Source organism: Cellulomonas sp. P4_A2 (assembly GCF_056402515.1).
In genome coordinates, this window is the sequence record NZ_JBFUHG010000029.1 from 1 (window position 1) to 24,942 (window position 24,942).

At 73.9% G+C, this 24,942-nt stretch carries 24 protein-coding genes and 1 pseudogene; 12 read left to right on the top strand and 13 right to left on the bottom strand.

Annotation, left to right across the window (positions count from 1 at the left end; genetic code table 11):
• Nucleotides 1–756, bottom strand: a pseudogene (locus tag AC1DUE_RS19350) (hypothetical protein); the annotation flags it as partial.
• A gap of 128 nt (nt 757–884) precedes the next feature.
• Here AC1DUE_RS19350 and AC1DUE_RS19355 point away from each other — a divergent pair.
• From AC1DUE_RS19355 to AC1DUE_RS19370, 4 genes are all read left to right on the top strand, one after another.
• On the top strand, nt 885–1,229 hold the full coding sequence (locus tag AC1DUE_RS19355; RefSeq protein ID WP_477041041.1) for a hypothetical protein: 345 nt from the start codon (nt 885–887) through the stop codon (nt 1,227–1,229).
• A gap of 155 nt (nt 1,230–1,384) precedes the next feature.
• Nucleotides 1,385–1,972: a protein-L-isoaspartate O-methyltransferase family protein gene (locus tag AC1DUE_RS19360; protein WP_477041042.1), complete on the top strand. Its 588-nt coding sequence runs from the start codon at nt 1,385–1,387 to the stop codon at nt 1,970–1,972.
• 143 nt (nt 1,973–2,115) lie between these two features.
• Nucleotides 2,116–6,255, top strand: coding sequence for a S8 family serine peptidase (locus AC1DUE_RS19365; RefSeq protein WP_477041043.1), 4,140 nt, complete (start codon nt 2,116–2,118; stop codon nt 6,253–6,255).
• A 51-nt stretch (nt 6,256–6,306) separates the two neighbouring features.
• Nucleotides 6,307–6,768 carry a DUF3806 domain-containing protein gene (locus AC1DUE_RS19370; protein ID WP_477041044.1) on the top strand — a complete coding sequence of 154 codons (462 nt, stop codon included), beginning with the start codon at nt 6,307–6,309 and terminating at the stop codon, nt 6,766–6,768.
• A gap of 1 nt (nt 6,769) precedes the next feature.
• On the opposite strand, the gene AC1DUE_RS19375 is transcribed toward AC1DUE_RS19370, so the two are convergent.
• Complete coding sequence (locus tag AC1DUE_RS19375) at nt 6,770–7,303, bottom strand: ribonuclease H family protein (protein WP_477041045.1); 534 nt, start codon at nt 7,301–7,303, stop codon at nt 6,770–6,772.
• 124 nt (nt 7,304–7,427) lie between these two features.
• On the opposite strand from AC1DUE_RS19375, the gene AC1DUE_RS19380 reads away from it, so the two are divergent.
• Complete coding sequence (locus AC1DUE_RS19380; protein ID WP_477041046.1) at nt 7,428–7,937, top strand: hypothetical protein; 510 nt, start codon at nt 7,428–7,430, stop codon at nt 7,935–7,937.
• Nucleotides 7,938–7,980: 43 nt separating this feature from the next.
• Here AC1DUE_RS19380 and AC1DUE_RS19385 read toward each other — a convergent pair whose 3' ends face one another.
• The 6 genes from AC1DUE_RS19385 to AC1DUE_RS19410 form a co-directional block, all read right to left on the bottom strand.
• The gene (locus tag AC1DUE_RS19385; RefSeq protein WP_477041047.1) at nt 7,981–8,931 is read right to left on the bottom strand and encodes a 5'-3' exonuclease; all 951 of its coding nucleotides are present in this window, start codon (nt 8,929–8,931) and stop codon (nt 7,981–7,983) included.
• A 120-nt stretch (nt 8,932–9,051) separates the two neighbouring features.
• The gene (locus tag AC1DUE_RS19390; protein WP_477041048.1) at nt 9,052–10,446 is read right to left on the bottom strand and encodes a hypothetical protein; all 1,395 of its coding nucleotides are present in this window, start codon (nt 10,444–10,446) and stop codon (nt 9,052–9,054) included.
• Between the two features lie 91 nt (nt 10,447–10,537).
• A complete protein-coding gene (locus AC1DUE_RS19395; RefSeq protein ID WP_477041049.1) occupies nt 10,538–11,179 on the bottom strand; it encodes an RNA polymerase sigma factor in 642 nt (213 codons plus the stop codon).
• A 93-nt stretch (nt 11,180–11,272) separates the two neighbouring features.
• Nucleotides 11,273–12,718 carry a MinD/ParA family ATP-binding protein gene (locus AC1DUE_RS19400; RefSeq protein WP_477041050.1) on the bottom strand — a complete coding sequence of 482 codons (1,446 nt, stop codon included), beginning with the start codon at nt 12,716–12,718 and terminating at the stop codon, nt 11,273–11,275.
• A gap of 143 nt (nt 12,719–12,861) precedes the next feature.
• The gene (locus tag AC1DUE_RS19405; RefSeq protein ID WP_477041051.1) at nt 12,862–13,242 is read right to left on the bottom strand and encodes an ATP-binding protein; all 381 of its coding nucleotides are present in this window, start codon (nt 13,240–13,242) and stop codon (nt 12,862–12,864) included.
• 186 nt (nt 13,243–13,428) lie between these two features.
• Nucleotides 13,429–13,794, bottom strand: coding sequence for a VOC family protein (locus tag AC1DUE_RS19410; RefSeq protein ID WP_477041052.1), 366 nt, complete (start codon nt 13,792–13,794; stop codon nt 13,429–13,431).
• 187 nt (nt 13,795–13,981) lie between these two features.
• Here AC1DUE_RS19410 and AC1DUE_RS19415 point away from each other — a divergent pair, with 187 nt between their 5' ends.
• From AC1DUE_RS19415 to AC1DUE_RS19430, 4 genes are read left to right on the top strand one after another with little or no spacing between them, the layout of a single operon-like run.
• Nucleotides 13,982–14,188 (top strand): hypothetical protein, encoded by a 207-nt coding sequence (locus AC1DUE_RS19415; protein WP_477041053.1) that lies wholly within the window; start codon nt 13,982–13,984, stop codon nt 14,186–14,188.
• Nucleotides 14,185–17,082: a helix-turn-helix transcriptional regulator gene (locus tag AC1DUE_RS19420; protein WP_477041054.1), complete on the top strand. Its 2,898-nt coding sequence runs from the start codon at nt 14,185–14,187 to the stop codon at nt 17,080–17,082. Before AC1DUE_RS19415 ends, AC1DUE_RS19420 begins: the two co-directional genes overlap by 4 nt.
• Nucleotides 17,083–17,127: 45 nt before the next feature.
• The gene (locus AC1DUE_RS19425; RefSeq protein WP_477041055.1) at nt 17,128–18,204 is read left to right on the top strand and encodes a DNA polymerase domain-containing protein; all 1,077 of its coding nucleotides are present in this window, start codon (nt 17,128–17,130) and stop codon (nt 18,202–18,204) included.
• Nucleotides 18,182–19,654, top strand: coding sequence for an MFS transporter (locus AC1DUE_RS19430; protein WP_477041056.1), 1,473 nt, complete (start codon nt 18,182–18,184; stop codon nt 19,652–19,654). The genes AC1DUE_RS19425 and AC1DUE_RS19430 overlap by 23 nt, the downstream gene beginning before the upstream one ends.
• Here the strand turns inward: AC1DUE_RS19430 and AC1DUE_RS19435 are convergent.
• The 3 genes from AC1DUE_RS19435 to AC1DUE_RS19445 all read right to left on the bottom strand — a co-directional run bounded on the left by AC1DUE_RS19435 (nt 19,651) and on the right by AC1DUE_RS19445 (nt 22,068).
• Entirely contained in the window at nt 19,651–19,995 is a 345-nt protein-coding gene (locus AC1DUE_RS19435; RefSeq protein ID WP_477041057.1) for a hypothetical protein, read from the bottom strand. The genes AC1DUE_RS19430 and AC1DUE_RS19435 overlap by 4 nt on opposite strands.
• Nucleotides 19,996–20,053: 58 nt before the next feature.
• Nucleotides 20,054–21,043, bottom strand: coding sequence for a M15 family metallopeptidase (locus tag AC1DUE_RS19440; RefSeq protein ID WP_477041058.1), 990 nt, complete (start codon nt 21,041–21,043; stop codon nt 20,054–20,056).
• Nucleotides 21,044–21,222: 179 nt separating this feature from the next.
• Nucleotides 21,223–22,068 carry an alpha/beta fold hydrolase gene (locus AC1DUE_RS19445; protein WP_477041059.1) on the bottom strand — a complete coding sequence of 282 codons (846 nt, stop codon included), beginning with the start codon at nt 22,066–22,068 and terminating at the stop codon, nt 21,223–21,225.
• A 109-nt stretch (nt 22,069–22,177) separates the two neighbouring features.
• Here AC1DUE_RS19445 and AC1DUE_RS19450 point away from each other — a divergent pair, with 109 nt between their 5' ends.
• From AC1DUE_RS19450 to AC1DUE_RS19460, 3 genes are read left to right on the top strand one after another with little or no spacing between them, the layout of a single operon-like run.
• Nucleotides 22,178–23,122: a hypothetical protein gene (locus tag AC1DUE_RS19450; RefSeq protein ID WP_477041060.1), complete on the top strand. Its 945-nt coding sequence runs from the start codon at nt 22,178–22,180 to the stop codon at nt 23,120–23,122.
• Between the two features lie 56 nt (nt 23,123–23,178).
• Nucleotides 23,179–23,880, top strand: a complete 702-nt coding sequence (locus AC1DUE_RS19455; RefSeq protein ID WP_477041061.1) for a DUF5701 family protein — start codon at nt 23,179–23,181, stop codon at nt 23,878–23,880.
• Nucleotides 23,881–23,889: 9 nt separating this feature from the next.
• Nucleotides 23,890–24,324: a DUF1905 domain-containing protein gene (locus tag AC1DUE_RS19460; protein WP_477041062.1), complete on the top strand. Its 435-nt coding sequence runs from the start codon at nt 23,890–23,892 to the stop codon at nt 24,322–24,324.
• Here the strand turns inward: AC1DUE_RS19460 and AC1DUE_RS19465 are convergent.
• The gene (locus tag AC1DUE_RS19465) at nt 24,318–24,620 is read right to left on the bottom strand and encodes a hypothetical protein (protein WP_477041063.1); all 303 of its coding nucleotides are present in this window, start codon (nt 24,618–24,620) and stop codon (nt 24,318–24,320) included. The two genes, AC1DUE_RS19460 and AC1DUE_RS19465, sit on opposite strands and share 7 nt — an antisense overlap.
• 119 nt (nt 24,621–24,739) lie before the next feature.
• Nucleotides 24,740–24,942 (bottom strand): excalibur calcium-binding domain-containing protein (locus AC1DUE_RS19470; RefSeq protein WP_477041064.1); only part of this gene is annotated, 203 nt, incomplete at its 5' end.

Genomic DNA, 24,942 nt, shown 5'->3' on the forward strand with positions numbered 1-24,942 from the left:
GGCTGCGGCAGCCTGGGCGGCCGCGTCGGCGGCGGCCTGGGCGGCGGCGGCGGCGGCGATGCGGTTGGCCTCGGCGCTCTCGCGCACGTCGGCGGTGATCTTGGCGACGGCGGCGACGGCGTCGCGCAGCTTGGCGGTCGCGGCGTCCTCCTTGCCGTCGGTCGGCGGGACGACCGGGATCACCGTCGCGGTCGGCGTCGGCGTCGCGGTCGCCGCGGGCTCGTCGACCGGGAGCTTCGGCTCGGCCGGTGTGGTGACGACGGGGGCGGCGACGGGCGCGACCGGCGCGACGGGCTCGGTCGCCGCGGGAGCGGCGGGCGCGTCCTGGGCGACGGCGGCCGCGGCGACCGGGTCGACGGACTCGACGAGGTCGTTGAGCTTGACGGTCGCGGCCTCGAGGGCCGCCAGCTGTGCGGCATCGACGGCGGCCTGGCTGCCCTCGGCCTGGACGGCGTGGGCGACCTCGATGGCGTCGGTGGCGACATCGACAGCGCCGTCGCGGGCGGCGGCGACCTCCGCCGCGGCGCGGGCGGTGTGGGAGACGCCGAGGGCGAGGTCCTCGCCGCCACGGGCGCTCGCGGTCGCGGCCATGGTGGCGCAGAGGCTCACCGCGAGGACGGCGACCACGGCTCCCTGGGCGATCCGCGCGGGGCGCAGGACGGCGGCGGCGGGCACGTGCGGCACCGTCGGCGCGGGGCGCGCGGCAGCGTGCCGACCGCCCTCGGGCCGACCTCGTCGCAGAAACTTGTTACTCACGCGTGACACGTTAAGTGTTTCGGACAGGCGTCCAGGACAACTTGAGCCCAAACGCGGGGGAGATCTCGTGCGCATCTTGTTACGGTGTCGTCACACAATTCACAGACTCGGACCGTTAGGCTGCCGCCGTGCCTACCGACGACACCCCTGCGCCGCCTGCTGCCACGGGTCTCGACGACCTCTACGACATCGCCCGCCTGGCCGACCGGCTCGGCGTCGAGCACGCGACGATCCGCGTCTGGCTGTCGCGCAAGGTCCCGTGGCTCCCCCAGCCCGACGGACGGCTGAACGGCGGAGCGGTGTGGCGCGCGACCACCCTCGAGGGCATTGAGACCCGTCGCGAGCGCGGCCGCCCCGGCCGTAAGCCCAAGTACGTCCCGGCGCCCACCGCGGCGGAGGTGCCGCGCACGGGGATGATCCCGGTGGTCGCGCCGGCGGCCCAGACCCAGACCCAGACGCAGAGCGTCGGCTGACCGCAGAGCAGCAGCCGCCCCGACACGTCGCGTCGAGGCGCGCGGACGGAAGTCACCGGCACCCATGTCCAGCGATTCGGCACCCCCACCCGGGTCCTGAACGTTCTGCGCCCCCGTCCACCCCGTTGGCGCACTGACGCTCGTAGGCTCGGACGATGCGCAGGGGGGTCGACCCGCAGCGCGCCGACGACGTGGCCGACGCGATGCGCGAGGTCGCCCGCACGGGATTCCTGCCCGCCGAGCAGCGCGGCTTCGCGGCCCAGGACCGCCCGCTGCCGCTGTGGCACGGGCAGACGAGCTCGCAGCCGAGCACCGTCGCGACGATGCTGCGGCTGCTGGAGGTACCGGTCGGCGCGCACGTGCTGGACGTCGGCGCCGGGTCCGGATGGACGACCGCGCTGCTCGCCCGTCTCGTCGGACCCCAGGGGCGCGTCCTCGGGCTCGAGCTGGACCCCGAGCTCGCGCGGTGGGGTGCGACGAACCTCGCCGCACAGGGCGTGCCGTGGGCGTCGCTCGAGGAGGCGGTGCCCGGCGCCCTCGGTCGTCCGGTCGACGGCGGCTGGCCGCGCATCCTCGTCTCGGCGGCCGCGCGGTCGTTGCCCGACGAGCTGGTCGGGCAGCTCGCCGACGACGACGCCCGCATGGTGATCCCCGTGCGATCGACGCTGCTGGTGGTCGTCCGATCGCGCCGGAGCACCACCGTCACGTCGCACGGGTCCTACAGATTCGTGCCTCTGCGCTGAGCCGGGTCGAATCCGGAGGATTCGCACCAGATATGGCGAATCGGGTAACTGGTCAGTAACGTGCACGAAGTCAGGCACTCGGTGTGACTTGCGTCATGCCGGGTGTTTGCACGTCGGGTCCGCCGCGAACCAGGGATGCGCACATGTCACGTCGATCGGTCGTCGCCACGCTCGCCACGTTGTCCCTCACGGTCAGCACCGTGATGGTCGGTACCGGGATGGCCTCGGCCGCACCACCACCGACCCCCGACGGCCTGAAGGTCGCGTCATCGGCACCCAAGGCCGGCCCGAACGCGAAGGTCTTCGGCGACTTCAAGGCGGCCGAGGGGTCTGTCACGGCGTTCGTCCAGCTGGCGACGAAGTCCGGCACCGACGTCGCGGCCGCGGGCGGTGGCCCGGCGCAGGTCAAGGCGGCGGCGGGCAAGACCGAGGCGCTGGCCGACGAGGTGGTCCCGGCGCAGGTGTCGGCGCGCAACGCGCGATCGGCAGCCCCCAAGCAGCTCGCGACGCTGACCAACCTCGTGGCCGGCACCCTCGTCACCGGAGACGCGGAGCAGGTGCGCGCGCTCGCCGAGTCGCCCGACGTCGTCGCCGTCTACCGCGTCGTCCCGAAGACGATCGAGAACGCGCACACCGTCGAGTTCACGAAGGCCCTGGCGACCTGGCAGAACACCGGCGTGACGGGTGAAGGGGTGCGCATCGGCGTCATCGACTCCGGGATGGACTACACCCACGCCAGCTTCGGCGGACCCGGCACGGTCGAGGCCTACGACGCCGCCTACGGCACGGACGGCACCCTGCCGATCCAGCCCGGCTCGTTCGACCCGACCAAGTTCTTGGGCGGGTACGACTTCGCAGGCCCCAACTACGACGCCGACCCCAACGCCACGGACCCGGCCGCCACCCCCGTCCCGACCCCCGACGACAACCCGATCGACCCGCCCGGAGGCCACGGCACGCACGTGACCGGCACCGCGGCCGGCTTCGGCGTCCAGGCCGATGGCACCACGTTCCGCGGCGACTACAGCTCGCTCGCGTCCGTCGCCGACTGGAAGGTCGGCCCCGGGACCGCACCCGGAGCCGGCGTCTACGCGTACAAGGTGTTCGGCGACATCGGCGGCTCGACCGACCTGGTCTCGCTCGCCCTGGACCGCGCCGCCGACCCCAACCAGGACGGCGACTACAGCGACCGCCTCGACGTGGTGAACATGTCGCTCGGTGCCGACGGCGCCCCCGCGGACGACCCTGAGAACCTCATGGTCGACAAGCTCTCCGCGCTCGGCACCGTCGTCGTGATCGCCGCCGGCAACGGCGGGGACGTCACGGACATCGCCGGTTCGCCCGGCAACGCCGCCAGTGCCATCACCGTCGCCAACTCGGTCGGCCCGATGACGTTCGCCGCGGTCAAGGTCACGGCCGCGGCCGACCCCAGCCTGATCGGGCTGCACGCCGCGCAGAACTCGGTCGCCTACGTGGGCCCGGACGTGACCGCCCCCGTCGGGGACCCGGGTGCTGGCTTCGACGGGTGCACGCCGTTCACGCCCGAGCAGGCGGCTGCCGTCGCCGGCAAGATCGCCTACCTGACCTGGGACTCCGACGACAGCACCCGCCGCTGCGGGTCCGCCGGCCGGATGAACAACGCCGCCGCCGCGGGGGCCGTCGGCGCTCTGCTCTCCGGCGACCGGCTGATCTTCGCGGCCGGCATCACGGGCAGCGCCCTGATCCCGGGCGCGCAGATGACGCAGGCCACCACCAACCTGCTGCTCCCGGAGATCCAGGCGGGCACGCTCACCGTCGAGATCGGTCCCGGTCTCGACGCGGCCGCGTCCGAGAGCGTGGCCGACGACGTCCTCGCCGAGAGCTCGTCCCGCGGCATCCACGGGTCGCTCGGCTGGGGCAAGCCCGACCTGGCCGCCCCGGGCACGCAGATCGCGTCCGTCCGGTCCGGCAGCGGCACCGAGTCGCTGACGGAGACCGGCACGTCGATGGCCACGCCGCACGTGGCGGGCATCTCGGCGCTCGTCATCGCGGCGCACCCGGGTTGGAACGCGGCGCAGGTCAAGTCCGCCGTCGTCAACACGGCCACGCACGACGTCACCACCGAGCCGAACGGGCAGGGCCTGGTCTACGGGCCCGAACGGACCGGCTCCGGCCGTGTGGACGCCCCGAACGCCGTCTCGACGGCCGTGATCGCGTACAACACCCAGGCGCCGGCGCAGACGTCGGTCGACTGGGGCATCGTCAACGTCGGCCCGTCGACCGTCGTCGCGAAGAAGACCGTCACGGTGCAGAACTTCGCCACGATCAGCCAGCGGTTCACCACCGGGGTGACGCACCCGACGACCGAGGGGGGCGCGACCATCACGGCCTCGCCGGCCTCGTTCGTCCTTCCGCCGGGTGGGACCTCGATCGTGACCCTGACGCTCACAGCCGACCCCGCGACCCTCGAGCGCGAGATCGACCCGACCATGGCGACCGAACAGCTCGGCGTCCCGCGCGAGTACGTGGCCGAGGTGACCGGTCGGCTCGTCCTGACATCCGGGAACCAGGAGCTCCGCGTGCCGTTGCAGGCCGCCGCGCGCCTCGTCTCGAACCTGTCCGCCGGACCCGTGGCCTTCGCCGACCCGACGACCACCACCGCGGGCCTGCCGGTGCACGGTGCCGGGGTGGCGTCCGGCGGGTGGTACTCGCTGACCACGCCGCTCGTCCTGGGAACGCTCAGCCCGCAGCTCGAGCCGACCCCGGGGATCCACACCTCGGCGTCCACCGTCGCGTCCGGAGACATCCGGGCCGTCGGCTGGACGTCGACGGCACCCGCGATCGCCGCCGCCGGTGGTGACCCGGCCGACGGCATGCTCGGCATCGGCATCGCGACCAACGGGGACTGGGCCAGCCTGGGTCTGGCGATGAACCCCGTCATCGAGATCGACATCGACGGCGACGGCACCACGGACCTGGAGACGGACGTCATCAAGGCCGACCCGAGCGCTGACGTCACGATCGCGCAGACGTACGACGTGGCCACGGGCGACGTCGTCGACACCGAGCTGATCAACGGGTTCGCCGGAGACATCGACGCGGGGGTCTTCGACTCCAACGTCCTCGTCGCCCCGATCTCACTGGCAGCGGCCGGGATCCCGGTCGGCGCCACGCCCACGGTCAAGGTCTGGACGTTCTCGGGGTACGCGCCCGACGGCTCCAACGTCGTCGACACGGCACCGACGTTCACGATCGACCCGTACGACCCGCCGTTCTGGTTCGAGAACAACATCGAGGACTCGTTCACCTCGCTGGGCGCCGACGGCGAGGTCCTTCCGGTGCACAAGGGCACCGGCGCCGCTACCGGCCAGCTCCTGGTGCTCAAGAACCAGAACCCCGACCCCGGGTCCCGGTGGCAGACGGTCGACGTCACGGTTCCGACGGCGACCGCCACCACCACCACGCTCTCCGTCTCCGGGGACAAGAAGGCCGGCAAGCCGCTGACGCTCAAGGCCACCGTCTCGCCGAAGGCCGCGACCGGCACCGTCACGTTCCTGGACGGCGCCACGCCGGTCGGGTCCGCGCCGGTGGCGGGCGGCAAGGCGAGCGTCACGGTCAAGCTCGGCGCCGGGACGCACTCGCTGACCGCGTCGTTCGCACCCAGCGACGGCGCCTACGCACCGTCCACGTCACCGGCGGTGAGCGTCGACATCAAGAAGTCGGCGTCCACGACGACGCTCAAGCTGTCCCGCAGCAGCGCGCCGTTCGGCACCCCGACGACCGCGACCGTCAAGGTCAAGGGAGACTCGGCTGCCCCGGCGGGCGACGTGACGATCAAGTCCCGTGGCGTCGTGATCGGGACCGGCACGCTCACCGTCAGCGGCACCACCGGCACGGCGACGATCACGCTGCCCGCCGACCTGGCCGTGGGGTCGCGCACCCTCACGGCGGTGTTCGCCGGCAGCCCGGACGTCTCCGGGTCGCACGCGAGCAAGTCGTACACGGTGACCAAGGCGAAGTCGTCGTCGGCGCTCTCCGCCGTCAAGTGGTCGGTGCCCAAGGGCAGCACCCCGACCATCACCGTCACCGTCACCGGGCCCTCGGGCGCACCCGCCCCGACGGGCACGGTGACGTTCACGCTCAACAGCAAGCGGATCGGGACCGCCCAGCTGACCGGCGGGGTGGGCACGATCACGCTGCCGGCCGTCCAGAAGACCGGACCGGTCGTCGCCACCTACGGCGGTGACCGTGGCTTCTCCGGATCGGCGGCGAGCCACACGATGACGGTCACACCGAAGAGCTAGGCGCCGTACGACGAAGGCCGCGCGATCCCGAGAGGGTAGGACGGCCTCGAGGTGCCACACCCGCACACCCCGGCAGACGAGAGCCGCGACGTCCGCGTCGAGCCCCTCAACGCTGCCGAGGCCGTCTGGGCTGCCCAGCACCGGGAGATCGTCGCGGACCTGTGCGGTGGGTCCGCCGACGCCCAGACCGTCAGCGACCTGTTCGACCGCGTCCAGGCGATGTGGCTGCAGGGCGAGGACCGCGCCGACTCGACCCCGCTGGTCCACGCCTTCGGCGTCGCGCTGGGCGACCTCGTCGCCGAACGCGTCCCCGGCCTGGTGTGGAGCACGGCGCACGGCGACGGCCCCCCCGAGCTGGTGCTCAGCCACCCCGTGCACGACCTGGTGATCTTCCCGATCGCGTCCGTGGGCAAGAACTGGGGTCACGCGCCGGGCGGCTGGCTCGCGGCCCACCTGCACGAGGCCGTCGGCGGCGCGCTGGCGATCCTGGCCGGCAACCGCTCCACGCACTGACCTAGAAGAGAACGTCGGGGTCCTCGTAGAGGCCGGCTCCGGGAGAGACCGGGGCCAGCACGACGAGCGGCCGGCCCGCGAACGACGGCGGCGCCGGGTCCACCCCGTCGCGCACGGCGCGGGCGGCGATGCCCGCCAGCTCGTCGGCACGCTCGTTGAACTGGTCGCCGCGGTGCCCGCGCACCCACTCGAAGGCGACACCGCCAGGTCGCGACGAGATCGCGGCGTCGATGTCCTGGATCAGCGCGAGGTTCTGCACGGGACCGCCCGACGCCGTCCGCCAGCCCTTGCGCCGCCAGCCGTGGATCCACTCCGACGAGCACTTGATCGCGTACTGCGAGTCGGCCTGGATGGTCAGGGGCTCGTCGCCGGGGTGCGACCGGATGGCCTCGAGGACGGCCATGAGCTCGGCGATCTGGTTGGTGCCCGAGGCGTGCCCACCGCTGTCGTGCGTGCCGTCGTGGTTGGCCCAGGCCCAGCCGATGGCTCCTCCCGGGTTGCGCAGGCAGGAACCGTCCGTGCTGACCGTGATCACAGGGAGCATTCTGCCGCGCCCGAGGGCCCTCCCGGACGACCGCATCGCCCGAACGAGGGACGAATCGGGACGATGGTGCGCGTGCTGCTCAGGTCGGGCGCCGGATCGGCCGATGATCGTCGGTATGACCACGTACGACGACGCAGACCTGTTCAGCGACGCGTTCACCGGCTTCGGCGCCGCGGCGCCGTCGCGTCAGCGCTCGAGGCTCCTGACGGTGCTCGCGCTGGCGGGCGCCGCGCTGCTCGTCGTCGCCGCGCTGGTCTGGGTCCGGCTGGACGGGGACGTCGTGGCACCGGCCGCCGACCCGGCGACCCTGGTCCCGGCGCTCGCCGAGACGCAGCGGTCCGCCGACGAGATCGCGCCGAGCGACCTGGCCGACCTGCTCGTCTTCCCGGAGACGACGCGGCTCCTGCTCTCCGACGACGCGGCCGCCTACTACGCGGCCGCCGCGCCCGGCGACCAGCTGTGCCTGGTCTCGGTCCCCCTCGGCGACCTCGTCCGGACCAGCTGCGCCTCGACGGCCGGCTCACCGAGCGACCTGGTCATCGACGACGTCATGCTGGTCCCGACGGGCGCCACCGCCCCGGCGGGCTGGCACGAGGCGGCAGCGAACGTCTTCGTCAAGGACTGAGCCGCCGTCGCGGACGGCCGGTACGCGGTGGGTTCACCCGGCCTCAGAGCATGAGGGCGTCCACCACGCGCTTGACGCTCGACGAGAGCCCCCACCGCTCGGAGAGCGCGACGAGCTCCTCGGCGTTCGCCACGACCGACGGCAACCGGTCGTCGAGCTCTCCCACCGGTGCGTCCGGCGCCACCCGCACGACCGCGGGCGCGACGGCCAGGTAGGACGACGACTCGACCAGCCGGCGGCGCTGCGTCGGGCTCAGTCCCGCGTCCCCCGCGTCACGGGCGACGAGCACCTCGACCAGTGAGCCGTAGCGGTGGATGAGCGCGGCCGCGGTCTTCTCGCCGATCCCCGGCACGCCGGGCAGCCCGTCGCTCGGGTCGCCGCGCAGCACGGCCATGTCGGCGTACCCCGAGCCCGTCGCGACGCCGTACTTGTCCTTCAGCCGGGCCTGGTCGACGGTCTCGAGGTCGCGGATGCCACGCGCCGTGTAGAGCACCCGTACGGGGACGTCGTCGTCGACCAGCTGGAACAGGTCGCGGTCGCCGGTCACCACCTCGACGATCGCGCGGTCCGCGGGCTTGGCCACCTCGCGCGCGACGAGGGTCCCGATGACGTCGTCGGCCTCGTACCCCGGCACCCCGACACGTGCGATGCCGAGGGCGGCCAGCACGTCGACGATCAGCGGGACCTGCGGCGAGAGCGTGTCCGGGACCTCCTCGAGACCGGTGGTCCCCGGCACCTCGACGGCGACCCGGTGCGCCTTGTACGACGGGATCGCGTCGACGCGGAACGCCGGCCGCCAGTCGTCGTCCCAGCAGCAGACGAGCCGGGAGGGCCGCAGGTCGGTGACCAGCCGAGCGATCATGTCCAGCAGCCCGCGCACGGCGTTGACCGGGGTGCCGTCGGGCGCGGTCATCGTCTGCGGGACGCCGAAGTACGCGCGGAAGTACAGCGAGGCGGTGTCGAGCAGCAGCAGCTTCTCGGGGCGTTCGACCATGCGGTCAGTCTGTCAGCCCGCGCCCACCTGGTCCCGGGTGACACGGACGCCGGTCCCGCTCGCAGACGAACGGCCGGCCCGCTCCCCCTCCAGGTGCGGGCCGGCCGTGGTTCGCAGGCGTCAGGACGTGAAGTCCAGGTCGTCGTCGGCGACCGCGATCACGGTCCACGTCATGCCGTCGGCGTCGGCGAGCTCGTACGTCGGGGCCAGGACGGAGGCGCCGTCGGGCAGCGTGGTGATGGCCACGCCGAGCTTCGCGGACACGAGGGTCACGTGCTGCACCGGCCACGCCAGCGGGCTGCCGGGGGCGGGCGTCGCCGGGACGGTCGGCTCGTCGGAGGGTGCCGGCGCGATCGCGTCGGCGGTCCCGCCCATGGCGGAGCGGGCATCCGCGGCCAGCGGCATGATGCCGCCGTACGACGAGCCGAAGCGGGGGTCGCTGAGCCGCGCGACGGCCTCCGTCGGGCTGATCACGTCGTAGTCGCCGAGGGAGACGACCGGCGCGAGCGACCCGTACAGCGACTGGACACCTGACGCGACGATCGTGAAGCTCCAGGACAGCCCGGAGCGCTGCCCGTCGACCACCTGGTACGCGGACACCGTGGTCATCTGCGCGCCCGACGAGTCGGTCATGGGCTCGAACTCGAAGCCGGACGGGTCGACACCCAGCGCGGACATCGTGTCCTTCGCCGTGGAGACGGCCGAGTCCGCGCTCGGCGCGGAGCCGGTGCTCGGGTCGCAGCTGGGCCCGGGGGCCGGGGCGACCGCGTCGGTGCCGGCGCCCGCCGCGCCGTCCGCGGGCGGCTCGACCGGTTCGGTGTCGAACTTCATGCAGGACCACGGGTCCCGCGTCGGGTCGTAGTAGGACACGCTCGTGAGGCCGTCGGACGAGATCGAGACGTTCTGACCGGTGCCGTCGTTGGTGCCGACGGTCCACTGGCCGTACTGCTGCGTCGCGGTGCCGGTCACCCCGAGCGCCGCGGCGACCCGCTCGATCGTCGCCTGCGAGTACGTGGCCACCGCGTCGAAGCCGTAGGCGGGCGCGCTGCCGCCGTCGGTGGACAGGCCCTCGGACGCGAACACGGTCCGCCCGAAGCCCCAGCCCGCCAGCTTCGAGTCCGCACCGGCCGCGAGCCTGTTCGCCGCCTCCGGGGCCGCCGCGGAGTCGGCCGCGCCGCCGCTCCCGGTGCTCCCGTTGTCGCCCAGGCTCATCGCAGGCTCCGCGACGGGCGTCGAGCCGGCGTTGGCGCCGCCGAGCGCGTAGCTCCCGCCCCCGATGACCGCGATCCCCGCGACGATCGCCGCGGCCTGCAGCCAGCGCGGTGCGCGCCGGGCGCGACGGGCCGAGAGCTCGTCGACCGGGATCGTCTCCTCGGTCACGACGACCCCCGTGGCCTCCGCGACGGCCGCGTACACGGAGGTGAGGTCCGGGGCGGCGCCGCCGGCGGGGTCGGCGGCCTGCAGCCGCGCGAACGCAGCGTCGTCCTGCGGCTGGGTCTGGTCGTCGTCGTTCATGTGTCTGCCTCCTGTACGGGGTGGTCCTCTGCCCCGTATGTGTCGCGACGGGCGCGGGGCTTGCAGCCAGGACGCCGGCAGACGTCAGGCGTCAGGCGTCCGCCGCGGCCCAGGCCTCGCGCAGCCGGGCACGGGCGCGGCTCAGCGCGGCGTCGGCGCCACCCCGGGAGATGCCCAGGACGGCGGCCAGGCCGTCGCCGACGAGGCCCTCCCAGGCGTTCAGCAGCAGGATCTGGCGGTCGCGCGGCGCGAGGGCGCCGAGCACGGTGCGCACCTGCTCGTCCTCGATGAGCAGCGCAGCCGGGTCGTCGCCGCCCAGGACGTCGTCCGGAACGTCCTCGACCGGCACGGGGCGGCCCTTGCGGCGGTGGTTCGCGACGACGAAACCGGCGGTGCGGTAGAGCCACGGCAGCTCGGCGCCGTCGGGGACGTCGTCACGACGACGCCACGCGGTGGTCAGCACGTCGGCCGCGAGGTCGTCGGCCTCGTCGCGACCCGCCCGTCGGACCAGGAACCGGTGCACCGCGGTCGCGTGCTCGCGCACGAGCGCCTCGAACCACGCGTCGTCGTGCGGCACGGCGTTCGCGACGAGGGCCAGTCGCGGCTCGTCGGCCGGGGAGCCGTCGGTGCCGGCTGCGTCCTGCGGCACGTCGTCGCCGGGCACGGCACCGGCAGACGCGGCGTCTGCGGGCGTGCTCGCGTTCTCGGACGTGGACGTGCTGCGCGGTGGCACGGTGCTCCCAGGGTCGACGATGGCCTACACCTCCCCTCTGTCGTCAGCCTGCGCGATCTTGCACGGCCGTCCCGACGAGATGCAGGCGGCCCCTCAGAGCCCGTCGGCGACGGTCGCGGTGACCTGCAGCCACGCGTCGCGGGTGCGCTGCTCCAGCGCCTCGTAGTCGATGGGTCCGCCGGCCACGAGGGCCCTGTCGTGCGGCACGTCGATGACGGTGCGCGTCAGCGCGCCGAAGTGCGTGCGCAGCCGCTTGTGCAGGTCCTTGTCCACCTTGGGCTCGGGCGCGGACAGCACCGTGACCGCGCGCCGGACCGCCTCCTCGTGCCCGGTGGAGCGCAGGGCGTCCAGGGCCCACGCGGCGGACTGGGCGGTGTCCTCGCGGATGGTGGAGACGACGACGATCTGGTCGGCGGCGTCGATCGCGGCCTGCCAGTTGGAGGCGCGCATGTTGTTGCCGGTGTCGATGACGAGCACCCGGTAGAACCGCGAGAGGACCTGGTGCAGGTCGGAGAACGACCGGGCGTCCACCGACGACGCCGAGGCGGAGTTCTCGTCGGACGCGAGCACGTCGAACTGCTCGGTGGGCTGCGTCCGCACGAACCCGTCGAGGTCGCCGATGCGCACCGTGCCCTGCTGGGACAGCGTCGGCAGCGCGTCCAGGAGGTCGACGGCCGTGCGGGTGTGGTCGGCGTGCGACGAGCGCCAGCCGAGCGTCCCGCGCGTCTCGTTGTTGTCCCACGCGAGCGTGTACCCGCCGCGCTGCAGGCCGAACGTCGCGGCCAGGAGCATCGTCGCGGTCGTCTTGTGGGCGCCGCCCTTGGGGTTGATGACGACGATCGTCTTGGGCCCGTCGAGCGTGCGCCGCACGGACGCGGACGCCGCGCGACGACGCCGCTCGACCTTGCCGGGCCCGGGGTGGACCGCCCCGAACGTCACGCGCCGGATGCCGTGCCGCCAGCCGTGCTCCGCGGGCCCGCCGTGCTCGACGGGGTGCCGGGCGGCGAGCAGGTCGTCGAGGGTCGGCAGCGGGCCGGTCGGGGTGGCGGGCTTCGCCTCGGCCGGGGCCGGGGCCACCGGGGCGTCGGCCCGCTTGGCCGAAGGACCGCGCGCTGCGGTCGTCGGCGGGGTCACCGGCGTGGCGGCCGGGGTCTCGGGCAGGCCGGCGACGGCCGCGACGGAGTCCTTCTCGCTCACTGCTGCTCCGTTCGGCTGCGGGGCCGCCGCGACGGGCGGGGCGGGCTGCGCCGGCGTCGGCTGCGGCGCGCTCGGTGCCTCGTCGACGACGCCGTCGGGGTGGATCATCAGCGACCAGAGCCCCTCAGGGTCGCGCACCTGCACCGGGACGGGCTGCCCGACGGACACGGCGAGCTCGGCGATCCGCGACGTGATCGCGGCTCCGGCCTCGGCCAGGTTCGCCTTGCTGACGCGCTCGATCACGCCGTCGATCGAGATCTCACCGGTGCCGTCCTCGCGGACCTCGGCGCTGATCTCGGGCAGACGGGTCGCCGTCGACCCCTTCTGACCCTCGTCGTTCATCGTGTCGCTGCCCCTCGTCGGCCGTGGTCGTCCCCCGAACTACGCCCCGAAACTACGCCGGACGGGCGATGCGCGCACCGTCGAACCGCAGGCCAGGGCCCGTCCCTTTCGTCTGGTTCACGATTGTGCCGCCTGAACGGGGTTCAGTCGTCGTCGCGGACCTCGAACCAGACGGTCTTCCCGTCCGGGCGGGGGAGCGTGCCCCAGTCCGACGACAGCGCCTCGACGAGGGCCAGCCCGCGACCGCTCGGGGCCGTCGGCTCGGGGTGCCCGACGACCGGGACGCCGCCGCCGCCGTCGCTGACCATGACCCGGACCACGGGCCCGTCGATGCGGACGCGGACCGTCACGGCGCCGTCGGGCGGACCATGCACCACGGCGTTCGCGACGAGCTCGCCGGTGAGCAGCTCGACCACCTGGTTGGCCGCGCCGCCGATCCCGGCGGCGGCGGCCGCGCGCATGACCCAGTGTCGCGCCGCTCGCGGGGCGGACCGCTCGGCCTCGACGACGAGCTGGGCGTCCACGACGTGCGCATCGCGCTGCCTCGCGCTCGCCGCGCTCCGGAGGTCCCGTACATCGCCCACCCGTCCAGAGTGCCCGAGTCGGGGGGGTCTCGCCCGAGGTGCCCCTTCGCGTCCGGGTGAAGACCGGTCGGTAACCCCCGCGCCAGGGGGTGCTCGCACCCGGGCCTGGGACGGAGGTCCCAGCGGTCAGCGGCGGTGGCTGACCAGCCCGACGAGGTTGTCCTCGGAGTCGCGCACGAACGCGTGCCACTCGTCGGTGCCGGCAGGGCCGAGCGTGTCGTCCTCGTGCCGGAAGATCACGTGCGGCTCGGACTCGACCGTCACGCCGTGGGCGCGCAGACGCTCGAGGGTGGCGTCGAGGTCGTCGACGTGCAGGTACAGCAGGGCGGTCGGCGCGTTGACGTCGAGGAGGAGCCGGACGCCGTCGAGGTCGTAGAACAGCAGGCCGGGCGGGTCGAACCTCGCCGTCGGCTGCGCGCCCAGCAGGTCCGTGTAGAACGCCGCCGCCCGGTCGAGGTCGGTCGCGCGCTGGGCGACCTGCACGAGTCCCATGCCCCCATCGTGCCCCCGTCTGAGGTACCTCAGACCACCTCAGAGCCACCTCAGAGGCGGATCCGTCCACATCCCGGGCCCAGGACCCGTCGGTCGACCGATCCGCCACCCCACCCCTCACGACGAAAGTCTTCGATGTCAGGAAGAAGCGTCGGACGCCCGTCCGGCGGTACTGAGGAGGAACACCATGGCTGAATTCTGGGGAACCGCCCTCGACGGCGAGCTCGCCTACCGCCACGACCGCATGTCCACCGCCCTGCAGCGCCCCAAGAAGGGCGACCGCCTGGTCCGTCCCGACGGGCGGCTGCGCCCGGTGCAGCCCGCGCACCCGCTATTCAGTGCCGCGCGTGGGTGGCTCCTGCGAGGATCAGGGGCATGGCACGTGGCTCGATGAGCACACCGTTCGTGGCACGCGCGCCGCAGGTCGACCAGCTCACGCTGGCCCTGCGGCGCGCCGATGCCGGCGAGCCCACCGCGGTCCTCATCGCGGCGGACGCCGGCGTCGGCAAGACCCGGCTCCTGCGCCATGTCGCGGAGCTGGCCGGGGCGTCCGGGGCCCGTGTCGTCGTCGCGCACTGCGTGGACCTCGGCGAGATCGGGCTGCCCTACCTGCCCTTCGCGGAGGCGCTCGCACAGCTGAGAGCGCTGGACGCCGACGCGGTGGATGCGGTCGTCGCCGACCGTCCCGCGCTGGCCCGGCTGCTGCCCGGGCCCACCGGTGTCGCCGGCCCGCTGGACGACCAGTCGAGCCGGCTGCAGCTGTTCGACGGCCTGGTCGAGGCGCTCGGCGCCGTCGGGGTTCCCGGGCACCCGCTGCTGCTCGTCCTGGAGGACCTGCACTGGGCGGACGCGTCGAGCCGCGACGTCCTGCGCTTCCTCGTCTCGCGGCTGCGCGACCAGCACCTCGTGGTCGTCGCGAGCTACCGCACGGACGACCTGCACCGCCGGCACCCGTGGCGACCGGTCGCGGCGGAGCTGGCCCGGCACCCGCGCGTCGAACGGCTGGACCTCGCCCCCTTCACCGACGCCGAGCTGCGCGAGTTCACCACCGCGCTCGCGGGCGCACCGCTGGAGGAGCGCACCCTGCGCCGCGTCATCGACCGCTCCGAGGGCAACGCGTACTTCGCGGAGGAGCTCCTGGAGGCCGGCGCGGAGGCCGACGAGCTGCCGTGGTCGCTGGCCGACGTCCTGCGCTCGCGGCTCGAGCAGCTCGACCCGTCCGTGCAGCGCCTCGCCCGGATCGCGTCCGCGGCCGGCCGACGCGTCTCGGAGCCGCTCCTGCGGGCCGTCGTGGCCGCGGACGGCGACCCGCAGCTGACGGCGCCCGGCGCGTTCGACTCGGCGCTGCGGGAGGCGGTCGCGCACCACATCCTCGGCGGCGAGGACGAGCGCATCGCGTTCCGGCACGCGCTGCTGGCCGAGGCCGTCTACACGGACCTGCTGCCCGGCGAGCAGTCGGCCCTGCACCGCACCTACCTGCGGGTGCTGAGTGCCGACCCGACGCTGGGCCCGCCGTCGCAGCTCGCCTCGCACGCGTTGCGCGCCCCCGACCTGCCGACGGCCGTGCTCGCGTCCCTGGAGGCCGCGCACCAGGCGCGCGAGGTCCTCGCCCCGACCGAGGAGGTCCGGCACCTCGAGGTCGTCCTGCGGCTGTGGGGCGCGGTGCCCGAGGTCACGGCGACGCTCGACCAGGACCACCCCGACGTCCTCGCCGCCGCCGCTGCGGCCGCCAGCCGCGCCGGGCAGTCCGACCGGGCCGTCCAGCTGTCCCGCGCGGCGGTGGAGGAGACCGCCTCGGACATCGAGCGCCAGGCCATGCTCCGCACCCTGCTCGCCCGGTACCTGCTGGCGACCGACGACATCGAGGATGCGATCCGGGAGGCGTCCCTGGCCGTCGAGGCGCTCCCGAGCGGCAACACCCCGGCGCGCGCGTGGGCGCTGGCCAGCTACGCCCGCGCGGCCATGAACGCCGACCTGGACGACGAGGCCCTCACCGCAGCGCAGGAGGCCGTCCTGGTGGCACGGGCCGCGGGTGCCGCGGACGCCGAGAGCGACGCGCTCACCTCGCTGGCGGTGCTCGTCGTCGACGACGCGGACCGTGCCGCCCAGCTCCTCGACACGGCGCTGGCCCGGGCGCGCGAGGCCTGCGACTACGGCACCGAGCTGCGCACGATCTACAACCTCACGTCCAACCGCTACTACGCGGGCGACCTGCCCGGTGCCGCGGCGATGGCGACCGAGGGCGTCGAGCGGGCCGCGGCACTCGGCATGACCTGGAGCGCGTACGGGCTCGAGCTGCACATGTTCGTCAACCTGGTCCGCTACGTTCGGGGGGACTTGAGCCCGGCCGGGCTGGGCGGGGTGCCCGACGAGCTGGCCGACATCCTCAAGTCGCAGGCGCTGTATGCGGCGGTCGCGCGCGGCGACGCCGACGCGGTCGAGCGCGGCCTCGCGCTCGAGTCGGTGTGGAACCGCGACGGGTTCATCGCGCTCGTCGCGGGCGGTTGCACGGTGGACGCCCTGACCTGGCGGGGCGACCTGGAGGGCGCCGTCACCCTCGCGGTGCGCCTGCTGGAGTACCTGTGGCGCACGTGGTCCGACTACTTCCTCGGCGGCATCTGGCTGGTCGCGCTGGCGCTCTCGGCGATTGCCGACCAGACGCAGCAGGACCGGCTGCTCGGCAAGGACGTGTCCGAGGCGGTCGCCACCGGCAACCACCTGCTCGCGCGCGCGGTCGAGACGGCCGAGCGGGGCCGGCCACGGGGCGGCCGCATGGGACCGGAAGGTCGCGCGTGGCTGGCGCGGGTGCACGCCGAGCACTCGAGGCTCGTCGGCACCAACGACCCGGCGCTCTGGCGGACCACGATCGACGAGTTCGACTACGGCTACCGGTACGAGCTGGCGCGCAGCCGGTTCCGGCTCGCCGAGGCGCTGCTGGAGGGCGGCGACCGCGACGGTGCGCTGGTCGAGGCCGGGGCCGCGCTGACCGAGGCCGACGACATGGGCGCCGTGCCGCTGGCCACCGCCGTGCGAGGGCTCGCGCGGCGCGGGCGGCTGGACCTTCCGGGCGTGCGGGTCGCGGGCGCCGACGTGCTGACCGCGCGCGAGGCCGAGGTGCTCGCGCTCGTCGCGCAGGGGCTGTCCAACCGGCAGATCGGGGAGAAGCTCTACATCTCCGGGAAGACCGTCTCGGTGCACATCTCGAACCTGCTGGCCAAGCTCGGGGTCTCCGGGCGGGCCGAGGCCGTGTCGGTCGCGCACCAGCGGGGGCTGATCGGTGCGGGGTGACGCTGCCCTGGGCGACTGTCGGAACCACGCCTTAGGTTGAGCAGCATGTCCCCGTCGAAGGTTCCCGCGGTCGAGCTCGAGGTGAACGGCCGGACCGTGCGCGTCAGCAGCCCCGACAAGGTCTACTTCCCCGAGCGCGGCCTGACCAAGCTCGACGTCGTGCAGTACTTCGTCTCGGTGGGCGACGGCATCCTGGGGGCGCTCCTCGACCGGCCGACGACGCTCGAGCGCTGGCCCAAGGGCGTGTTCGAGGGCGCCAAGCTGGCCACCCGGATGGACTCGACGGGCGACGCGTTCTACCAGAAGCGCGTCCCCCAGGGTGCGCCCGACTACGTGAGGACGGCGCGCATCGCGTTCCCGAGCGGCCGCACGGCCGACGAGGTGGCGCCCAGCGAGCTGGCCGTCGTCGCGTGGGCCGCCAACCTGGGCACGCTGACGTTCCACCCCTGGCCGGTGATCGGCGACGACGTCGAGTCGCCGGACCAGATCCGCATCGACCTCGACCCGCAGCCGGGCACCGACTTCACGGACGCCGCCCGCGTGGCGCCGCACGTGCGGGAGCTCCTGCAGGAGCACGGCATGGAGGGCACGCCCAAGACGTCCGGCGGCCGGGGCATCCACATCTTCGTCCCGATCGAGCCGCGGTGGTCGTTCGTCGACGCCCGCCGGGCCACCATCGCGTTCGGCCGTGAGCTCGAGCGGCGCCTGCCGTCCCAGGTCACCATGAAGTGGTGGAAGGAGGAGCGCGGCGAGAAGATCTTCATCGACTACAACCAGATGGCCCGCGACCGCACGATCGCGTCCGCCTACTCGATCCGCACCAACCCGCGCGCCACGGTGTCGGCTCCCCTGCGCTGGGACGAGGTCGCGGACGTCGCACCCGACGACTTCACGGTCACGACGATGCCGGCGCGGTTCGCCGAGGTCGGCGACCTGTTCGCACCGTTGGTCGCTCGGACGACACCGCGGTACTCCATCGAGTCGCTCCTCGAGCTGGCCGACCGGCAGGAGACCGACGAGGGGCAGGGAGACCTGCCGTACCCGCCGGAGTACCCGAAGATGCCGGGCGAGCCGAAGCGGGTGCAGCCCAGCAAAGACCGTGACCGACCCCGCGACGCCTGACGGCGGGTCCGCCGCCGGGGGCATCGTCTACGCGTCGGCCCGCGGCCGATGGGTCCTGTTCGCCACCGTGCTCGGGTCGGCGATCGCGTTCATCGACGCCACCGTCGTCACCATCGCCCTGCCCAACATCGCCGACGACCTCGGCGCCACGACCGCCGACCTCCAGTGGACCGTCAACGCGTACGCGCTGACCCTCGCGGCGTTCCTCCTGCTGGGCGGGTCGTTGGGCGACCGGTTCGGTCGACGGCGCATCTTCCTGTTCGGGGTGGTGTGGTTCGCGATCGCGTCGCTGGTCTGCGCGGTCGCACCCACGGTCGGGCTGCTCATCGCCGCGCGCGCCCTGCAGGGCGTGGGCGGCGCGCTGCTGACGCCCGGGTCGCTGGCGATCCTGCAGTCGACGTTCACCGGCTCGGACCGCGGCAGGGCGATCGGCGCCTGGTCGGGGCTCGGCGGCATCGCGGGCGCGATCGCGCCGTTCCTGGGCGGCTGGATCGTCGAGGTCACCTCGTGGCGCTGGGTGTTCGGGATCAACCTGCCGATCGCGTTCGTCGTCGTCGCGGTGACCATGCGGCACGTCCCGGAGAGCTCGGACGCGACCGCCGCCAAGAAGCTCGACGTCGCGGGGACGGTCCTGGGGGCGCTCGGCCTGGCGGGCCTGACCTACGGGTTCACGGCCTGGACCGAGTCGGGCAGCATTGACGCGGTCGTCGTCGGGACGCTGCTCGCCGGCGTGCTGCTCCTCGGCGCGTTCGTCTTCGTCGAGTCGCGCGCCGTCGCCCCGATCCTGCCGCCGGCGCTGTTCCGGTGGCGCCCGTTCTCGGGCACGAACGCCGCCACGCTGCTCATCTACGCCGCGATCTCGGGGATCTTCTTCTTCCTCGTCGTGACGCTGCAGGTGGTGGCCGGCTACTCGCCGCTCGCGGCCGGGCTGGCCCCGCTGCCGGTCACCGTGCTGATGCTCCTGCTCTCGCCGCGGGCCGGGGCGCTGAGCACGATCATCGGCCCGAAGATCCCGATGACGGTCGGGCCGGTCGTCTGCGCGGTCGGCGTGGTGCTGCTGCTCGGCGTCACGCCCGACACCCCCTACCTCACGCACGTGCTGCCGGGCATCGTGGTGTTCGGCCTCGGGCTGTCGGCCACGGTCGCTCCCCTGACGACGACGGCCCTGGCGGCAGCGCCGGACCACCTGGCCGGTGCGGCGAGCGGCGTGAACAACGCGGTCGCGCGCGTGGCCGGTCTGCTCGCGATCGCCGTGCTTCCGCTGGCAGCGGGCGTCGGCGCCTCGCTCACCGACCCGACCACCCTCGAGCCCGCCTACCGGATCGCGATGCTCATCTGCGCCGGCCTGCTCGCCGGTGGCGCGCTGATCTCGCTGCTCACCGTGCCGAGCAGCGCCGACGGGGTCCGGCCGCCGGACGAGAAGGCCCCCGCCGGCGCCGAGAGCGCCTAGACGCGCCAGACCTTGTCGTCGAGCGGGTCCGGCCGGTCCACGACGAGCCCAGGAACCGGGCGGTCCTCTGTGCCGTAGCTCACCGGGCCGACGTCGGGCCGCCCGAGGTAGAGGCCCTGCACCTCGTCGAGACCCTGCATGCCGGGCGCGACGACCTCGCGAGCGGACTCCCCACGCCGCACCAGCGCGCGGGCGACCCTCCAGGCGACGAGCACCGCGACGATCCCCATGCCCGACCAGTACGCGAACGTCCCGACGCGCTCGTTCCCGACGGCCGTGCTCCACGTCAGCACGCCGAGCATCGCCGCGATCGCGACGAACCAGATCCAGCTCCTGCTCATCGGCTCCCCCCGCCCTGTGACCCCATCCTGGCGCAGTGCCGACCACCGCGCAGGGGGTTCAGCCGACGTACTCGAAGTGCCAGTACTCGGGGTTGGAGCCGGTCCGCTGCGCCCAGCCCGGCGCGCGCCAGCCGAACGAGGGGCCCTTGCTCACGAGCCAGCTGCGCTGCGCGGTGTCCCAGCCGTACTCGCAGGGCAGCTCGGGCACGTCGAGCGCGAGCCCGGTCCCGTGGGTCGAGGTGCCCGGGGTCGCCGCGACCGTGCCGAGCGCGGCACGCATGGCGAGCTGCGTGTCGTAGTCGCGGTAGGTCAGGTCGAGGCCGAGGTTGTGCCCGAACTCGGCCCGGAACGCGGTGTTCAGCCGCTCGAGCGCGGCCGCCGCGACACTGCGCAGGTAGTACGGGGTGCCGTGCGGGTCCGTCGCCCAGCTGATCGCGGTCAGCGCGCTGGGCGGGAGCTTGCCGTTGGAGCCGTCGCCGCCCGCGGTCGGCGGGGACGTGTAGAACGGCGGGCCGTTGTAGGTGGTCTCGCACGAGGGCGCCCTGGGCGGGGCGGCGGCCTTGGGGGTCGTGGGCTTCACGGCCTTGGCGGCGGCCGCCGCGGCGTCCGCGGCCTGCTGCTGGTTCCACGCGTCGTGGGCGGCGACCACCGCAGCGTTGCCGCCCGCGAGCGCGCTCGTGAGCGCGCGCAGGTCGGCGGCGCTGTGTCCGGCGGGAGCGGCGAGGGTCGCGTCGGCTGCGGACAGCTGTGCCGCGAGCGCCTGCCGGACCGCGTCGTCGGCCACCTGCCCCGCGGTCGCGTCGAACGTCGCGCGCGCGCCGTCGGCACCCGCCTGGAGGCCGGCGCGGGCGTCGGCCAGCACGACGGCGGCCTGAGCGCTGTCGAGTGCGGCGTCGTGCCCCAGCGCGACCTCGACGTCGGAGGCCTGCGCGTCCGCGACGGCGGCGGCACGCTCGGCGGCCTGGGCCTGCTGCGAGGCCACGTCGTCCTGGTGCGAGTCCCACGCCCAGGCACCCCCCGCCACGCCGACGACCAGGGCGGCGGTCACGGCGGCGACGACGACGCGCGTTGGTCGGCGGATGCGGCACTCCGGGGACGGCAGGACAGGACACGCCCCCCGCGCCCCGCCAGGCTAGCCGCCGCACCCGCGAGCGCCACCCCCGGACGCGACGAGGCCACCCGGGCGGACCAGCCCCGGGTGGCCTCGTCGGAAGACCGCGACGGCCCTCAGCGCACGAAGCGCTGCACGAAGTCGAGGGCGGTCTGCGCGACCGCCTCCCAGCCGTGGTCGATGACGAGCGAGTGCCCGACGCCCTTGATCTCGACGATCTCGGTCACGCCCTCGTTGCGCTTCTGGCGCTTGAACGACGCGTGCGCGATGGCCCACGGGACGGTGTGGTCGTACTCGCCGGAGATGATGAGCAGCGGGCCGCGCTCGGGGTTCTTGGACTTGACCTTGGCCTCGCTCCAGGGGTTGAAGTTGGCCGCGGCCGCCTGGAACAACGGCTCCCCGGACCCGGGCACCGCGTAGGTCTCGTACAGCTCCTTGGCCTCGACCTCGTCGACCGCGTTGGCGAACGCGTACCGGAACTGGTCGTAGGTGAGCGGGACCGCGCGCTGGTAGTTGGCCGGGTTGGTGAGCACGGGCGACGCCGACTTGAGCGCCGAGATGGGCAGCGGCAGGACACCCTGGAACGGGGCCGGGTCGGCGGCGACGGTGACCGCGGACATCCCCCGGCCCGCGATGATCTGCGCCAGCAGCCCGCCGAACGAGTGGCCGACGACCGCCGGCTTGATCCGCAGCCCGGCGACGGCCTCGGCGACGTGGTCGGCGATGTCGGTGATCCCCTTCTTCGCGAACGTCGACGGGTTGGCGTTCGCCTCGGCGACGGTGTCGGGGTCGTCGGGCCAGCCCGGGGCGATCGTCGCGTACCCAGCGGCCTCGAAGAGGGTGCGCCAGCGGTCCCAGCTGCTCGGAAGGAGCCACAGCCCGTGGACGAAGACGACCGGGGTGAGCCCGGTCGCGTTGGCCTTCTCGATGTCACTCTGCTCGTGCTCGGTGAGGGAAGTCATGGGACCAATCGTGCGCTCCGGACACGCGTTCCACCAGAGGTGTGAGGCATCGGGTGGAATCGCGACCAGGGGGCTCAAGGAGCGGGTCGGCGCGGTCGATCCCGCCCCCATGAACGATGCGCGCTCGACGCTGCCCACCTCCGCGTCCGGCGCCGTCGACATCGCCCCGGGGATCCGCACGCTGACGCCGGGCGAGGTCGCACACCTCGACCGTGCGCGGGCGCACCTGCGCTCCGCCGGGATCGACATCACGGACCCCGCCGCGATCGGCGCGCTCCTGCACCACGCGCGGACCTCGTGGGCGGCGGCGCCGTCGTCGGCACCGCCCGCGGCGATGGTCCTGGCCCTCGGGGTGGGCGTGGGCGACCTGCTGATCTCACGCGTCCCCGGTGCCCGGTGGGCGCTGCACCACGGTTCCGACGACCCCACGCCCACCGTCGTGTCGGCCTCCGGGCTCGATGCCGCGCTGCCCCTGACCGACGTCCGCTCGCGCTGGGTGGGCGGGTGCACGCCCGAGTGGGTCGGCGAGTACGTCGCCGCCGCGGCCGCGCACCTGGTGATGGCCGCGGCGCCCGAGGTCGCTGCGTTCCCGAACCCGCGGCTGGCCGGCGACGACCTGCCGCGCACGCCCGGTGAGCTGCCCTACCCGCCGTCGCCCGCTGCCCAGGACATCGCGCTCGGCGCGCTCGAGCACGCGCTCGAGGTCGTGCTGACCGCCCCCGCCGACACCCAGCCGTTCGCCCTGGTCGACGGCGGCGCCGGACCGGAGGTCCGCTCCTTCGAGGGTGACCCCACGCACGCCCAGCACGTCGCCCGCGAGTGGGTCCGGTCGTCGGGTGCCGCCCGCGGAGCGGTCGCCTGGTACGGCTCGCTGCCCTCTCCCGAGGCCGGCGACGCACCCGCGGTCCTCGTCGAGGCCTCCGACGCCCAGCAGCCGAGCCTCGTCGTCGCGCACCGCTACGTACCGGCCACGCCGGCCGGACAGGGCCGCGCCCGACCCGCCCGTCCGCTGGGCGACCCGATCATCCTGGGTCAGGGCGACGCGCTGCTCTGAGGGAACACCACGGCCGGCCGGGCCGTTGAACCTTCTCCCGACCAGAGAAGGAGCCCATGGGCGTCCCCGTCACGACCATCGACCCGTCCCTGCCGACCGTCACCGCTCCCCCGTCGCCCGCGTCGACCGCGTTCGACCCGACGTCGTCCTTCGCCGACGAGCTCGAGCGCCAGACCACCGCGTACGTGGAGCTCGGCATCCCCGCGCTGCTGGGCACCGACGAGGCGACGTTCCGGGCCTCGGTGGAGCCGTTGCGCGGCACGGCGCCCGGACCCGCACCGTCGGCCGTCGTCGACGGTGACGCCGTGCCGTTCGTGCTCGTCGTGCCCGGGCTGGACGTCAACGACCTGGCCCCGGCGATGCGTCGCGGCAGCAGGCTCGGCGTGAGCGTGATCGACCGCGAGGAGGCGCCGACCTACCGGGCGCTCGTCGACGTTCCCGACGGCCCGTACCTGCTGTGGGCGATCGACACCGGCTCGGAGTTCTGCAACGTCACGCCGGAGACGGCCCTCGCGACCGTGACCGCCCGTGGCCGGACCCCGCTGACCATCGACGAGGGGGTCGCGCTGACGATCGTTCGGCCGGACATGCTCCGGTCGAACAAGTGCTTCTCGCTCATGGGCTCGCGCACCGGCACCAACCAGCGCGTGCCCGCCGTCTGGATCAGTGAGCGGCGCGCGAAGCTCGGCTGGTGCTGGGACCGCAACCCGCACACGTGGCTGGGCGCGGCCTCGGCAGCCGGGCGGGCTGGGCTCTAGTCTCGGCCCATGCACTTTCGGACGGTTCTCGAGCTCGGCGGCAAGTCCGCGACGGGTATGCCGGTTCCCGCCGAGGTCGTCGAGGCGATGGGCCGCGGCGCCCGATTCCCCGTCGTCGTGACGATCAACGGGTACTCCTACCGCAGCACGGTCACGCCGTACGGCGGCAGGACCCTCATCCCGGTGAGCGCCGAGAACCGGGCCGGCGCGGGGGTCGCGGCGGGCGACGAGGTCGACGTCGACATCGAGTACGACGACGCCCCACGCACCATCGCGGTCCCCGACGACCTGGCGGCGGCCCTCTCGGACTCCGGCAGGGCCGCCCTGGAGGCCCTGTCGTTCAGCCGCAAGCGCGCGATCATCGAGCCGATCGAGGCCGCCAAGACCGCGGAGACCCGGTCACGCAGAATCGCGAAGGCTGCCGAGGAGCTCGGCGCTCAGTAGGTCTGCGTCCGGACCGGGTACCAGCGCGACCCGAACCGACGCGTCACCGACCGCCCGCTGATCTCCGCCAGCTCGTCGAGCCGCGCGAGCACGGCCCAGCCGACGCGCCGCGCGTACTGGTCGTCGACGGCCTCGTAGCGGACGGTCACACGCGCCTGACCTCGCACGACGGCGACGTCGAACGCCTCGACGGTGGTGAACGACTCGGCAACCTCGACGGCCGCGGGGAGCACGTCGGGAGCGTCGACCCCGGGCTGCAGCAGCCCGACGTTGGCGGTCACGCGGTAGGACGGCACGGGTGAACGGTAGTCAATGAGGACGTCGCGGACGCCGCTCGGCGGGTGACGTCACGGACTGTGCCACGTGCCGTGCAGCAGGGCGGGTCGCCGTCTCTTGGTGCGGCGCCGTCGTCGCGCTACTTCTCGCAGTTCGTGCCGTCGTGGTCGGAGTCGCGGTACCAGTCGTACTCGGGGTCGACGCCCTGCACGTAGGGGCCGTAGCCCGCGGCCTTCGCGTCCTTGCAGGTGTCGAAGCGGGGGTCCGTCTCGGCGGCCGGCGCCGGGGCGGGTGCGGGCGCGGGGGCCACCGGGGCCGGGGCGGCGGGCGCCGGTGCGGGGG

What these genes read in the sequence shown, in the direction of transcription:
- AC1DUE_RS19390 (WP_477041048.1), bottom strand. Translation starts at nt 10,446, where the DNA reads ATGAACGACGACGACCAGACCCAGCCGCAGGACGACGCTGCGTTCGCG.
- AC1DUE_RS19415 (WP_477041053.1), top strand. Translation starts at nt 13,982, where the DNA reads ATGGCTGAATTCTGGGGAACCGCCCTCGACGGCGAGCTCGCCTACCGC.
- AC1DUE_RS19445 (WP_477041059.1), bottom strand. Translation starts at nt 22,068, where the DNA reads ATGACTTCCCTCACCGAGCACGAGCAGAGTGACATCGAGAAGGCCAAC.
- AC1DUE_RS19360 (WP_477041042.1), top strand. Translation starts at nt 1,385, where the DNA reads ATGCGCAGGGGGGTCGACCCGCAGCGCGCCGACGACGTGGCCGACGCG.
- AC1DUE_RS19365 (WP_477041043.1), top strand. Translation starts at nt 2,116, where the DNA reads ATGTCACGTCGATCGGTCGTCGCCACGCTCGCCACGTTGTCCCTCACG.
- AC1DUE_RS19460 (WP_477041062.1), top strand. Translation starts at nt 23,890, where the DNA reads ATGCACTTTCGGACGGTTCTCGAGCTCGGCGGCAAGTCCGCGACGGGT.
- AC1DUE_RS19420 (WP_477041054.1), top strand. Translation starts at nt 14,185, where the DNA reads ATGAGCACACCGTTCGTGGCACGCGCGCCGCAGGTCGACCAGCTCACG.
- AC1DUE_RS19400 (WP_477041050.1), bottom strand. Translation starts at nt 12,718, where the DNA reads ATGAACGACGAGGGTCAGAAGGGGTCGACGGCGACCCGTCTGCCCGAG.
- AC1DUE_RS19435 (WP_477041057.1), bottom strand. Translation starts at nt 19,995, where the DNA reads ATGAGCAGGAGCTGGATCTGGTTCGTCGCGATCGCGGCGATGCTCGGC.
- AC1DUE_RS19380 (WP_477041046.1), top strand. Translation starts at nt 7,428, where the DNA reads ATGACCACGTACGACGACGCAGACCTGTTCAGCGACGCGTTCACCGGC.
- AC1DUE_RS19385 (WP_477041047.1), bottom strand. Translation starts at nt 8,931, where the DNA reads ATGGTCGAACGCCCCGAGAAGCTGCTGCTGCTCGACACCGCCTCGCTG.
- AC1DUE_RS19450 (WP_477041060.1), top strand. Translation starts at nt 22,178, where the DNA reads ATGAACGATGCGCGCTCGACGCTGCCCACCTCCGCGTCCGGCGCCGTC.
- AC1DUE_RS19455 (WP_477041061.1), top strand. Translation starts at nt 23,179, where the DNA reads ATGGGCGTCCCCGTCACGACCATCGACCCGTCCCTGCCGACCGTCACC.
- AC1DUE_RS19425 (WP_477041055.1), top strand. Translation starts at nt 17,128, where the DNA reads ATGTCCCCGTCGAAGGTTCCCGCGGTCGAGCTCGAGGTGAACGGCCGG.
- AC1DUE_RS19410 (WP_477041052.1), bottom strand. Translation starts at nt 13,794, where the DNA reads ATGGGACTCGTGCAGGTCGCCCAGCGCGCGACCGACCTCGACCGGGCG.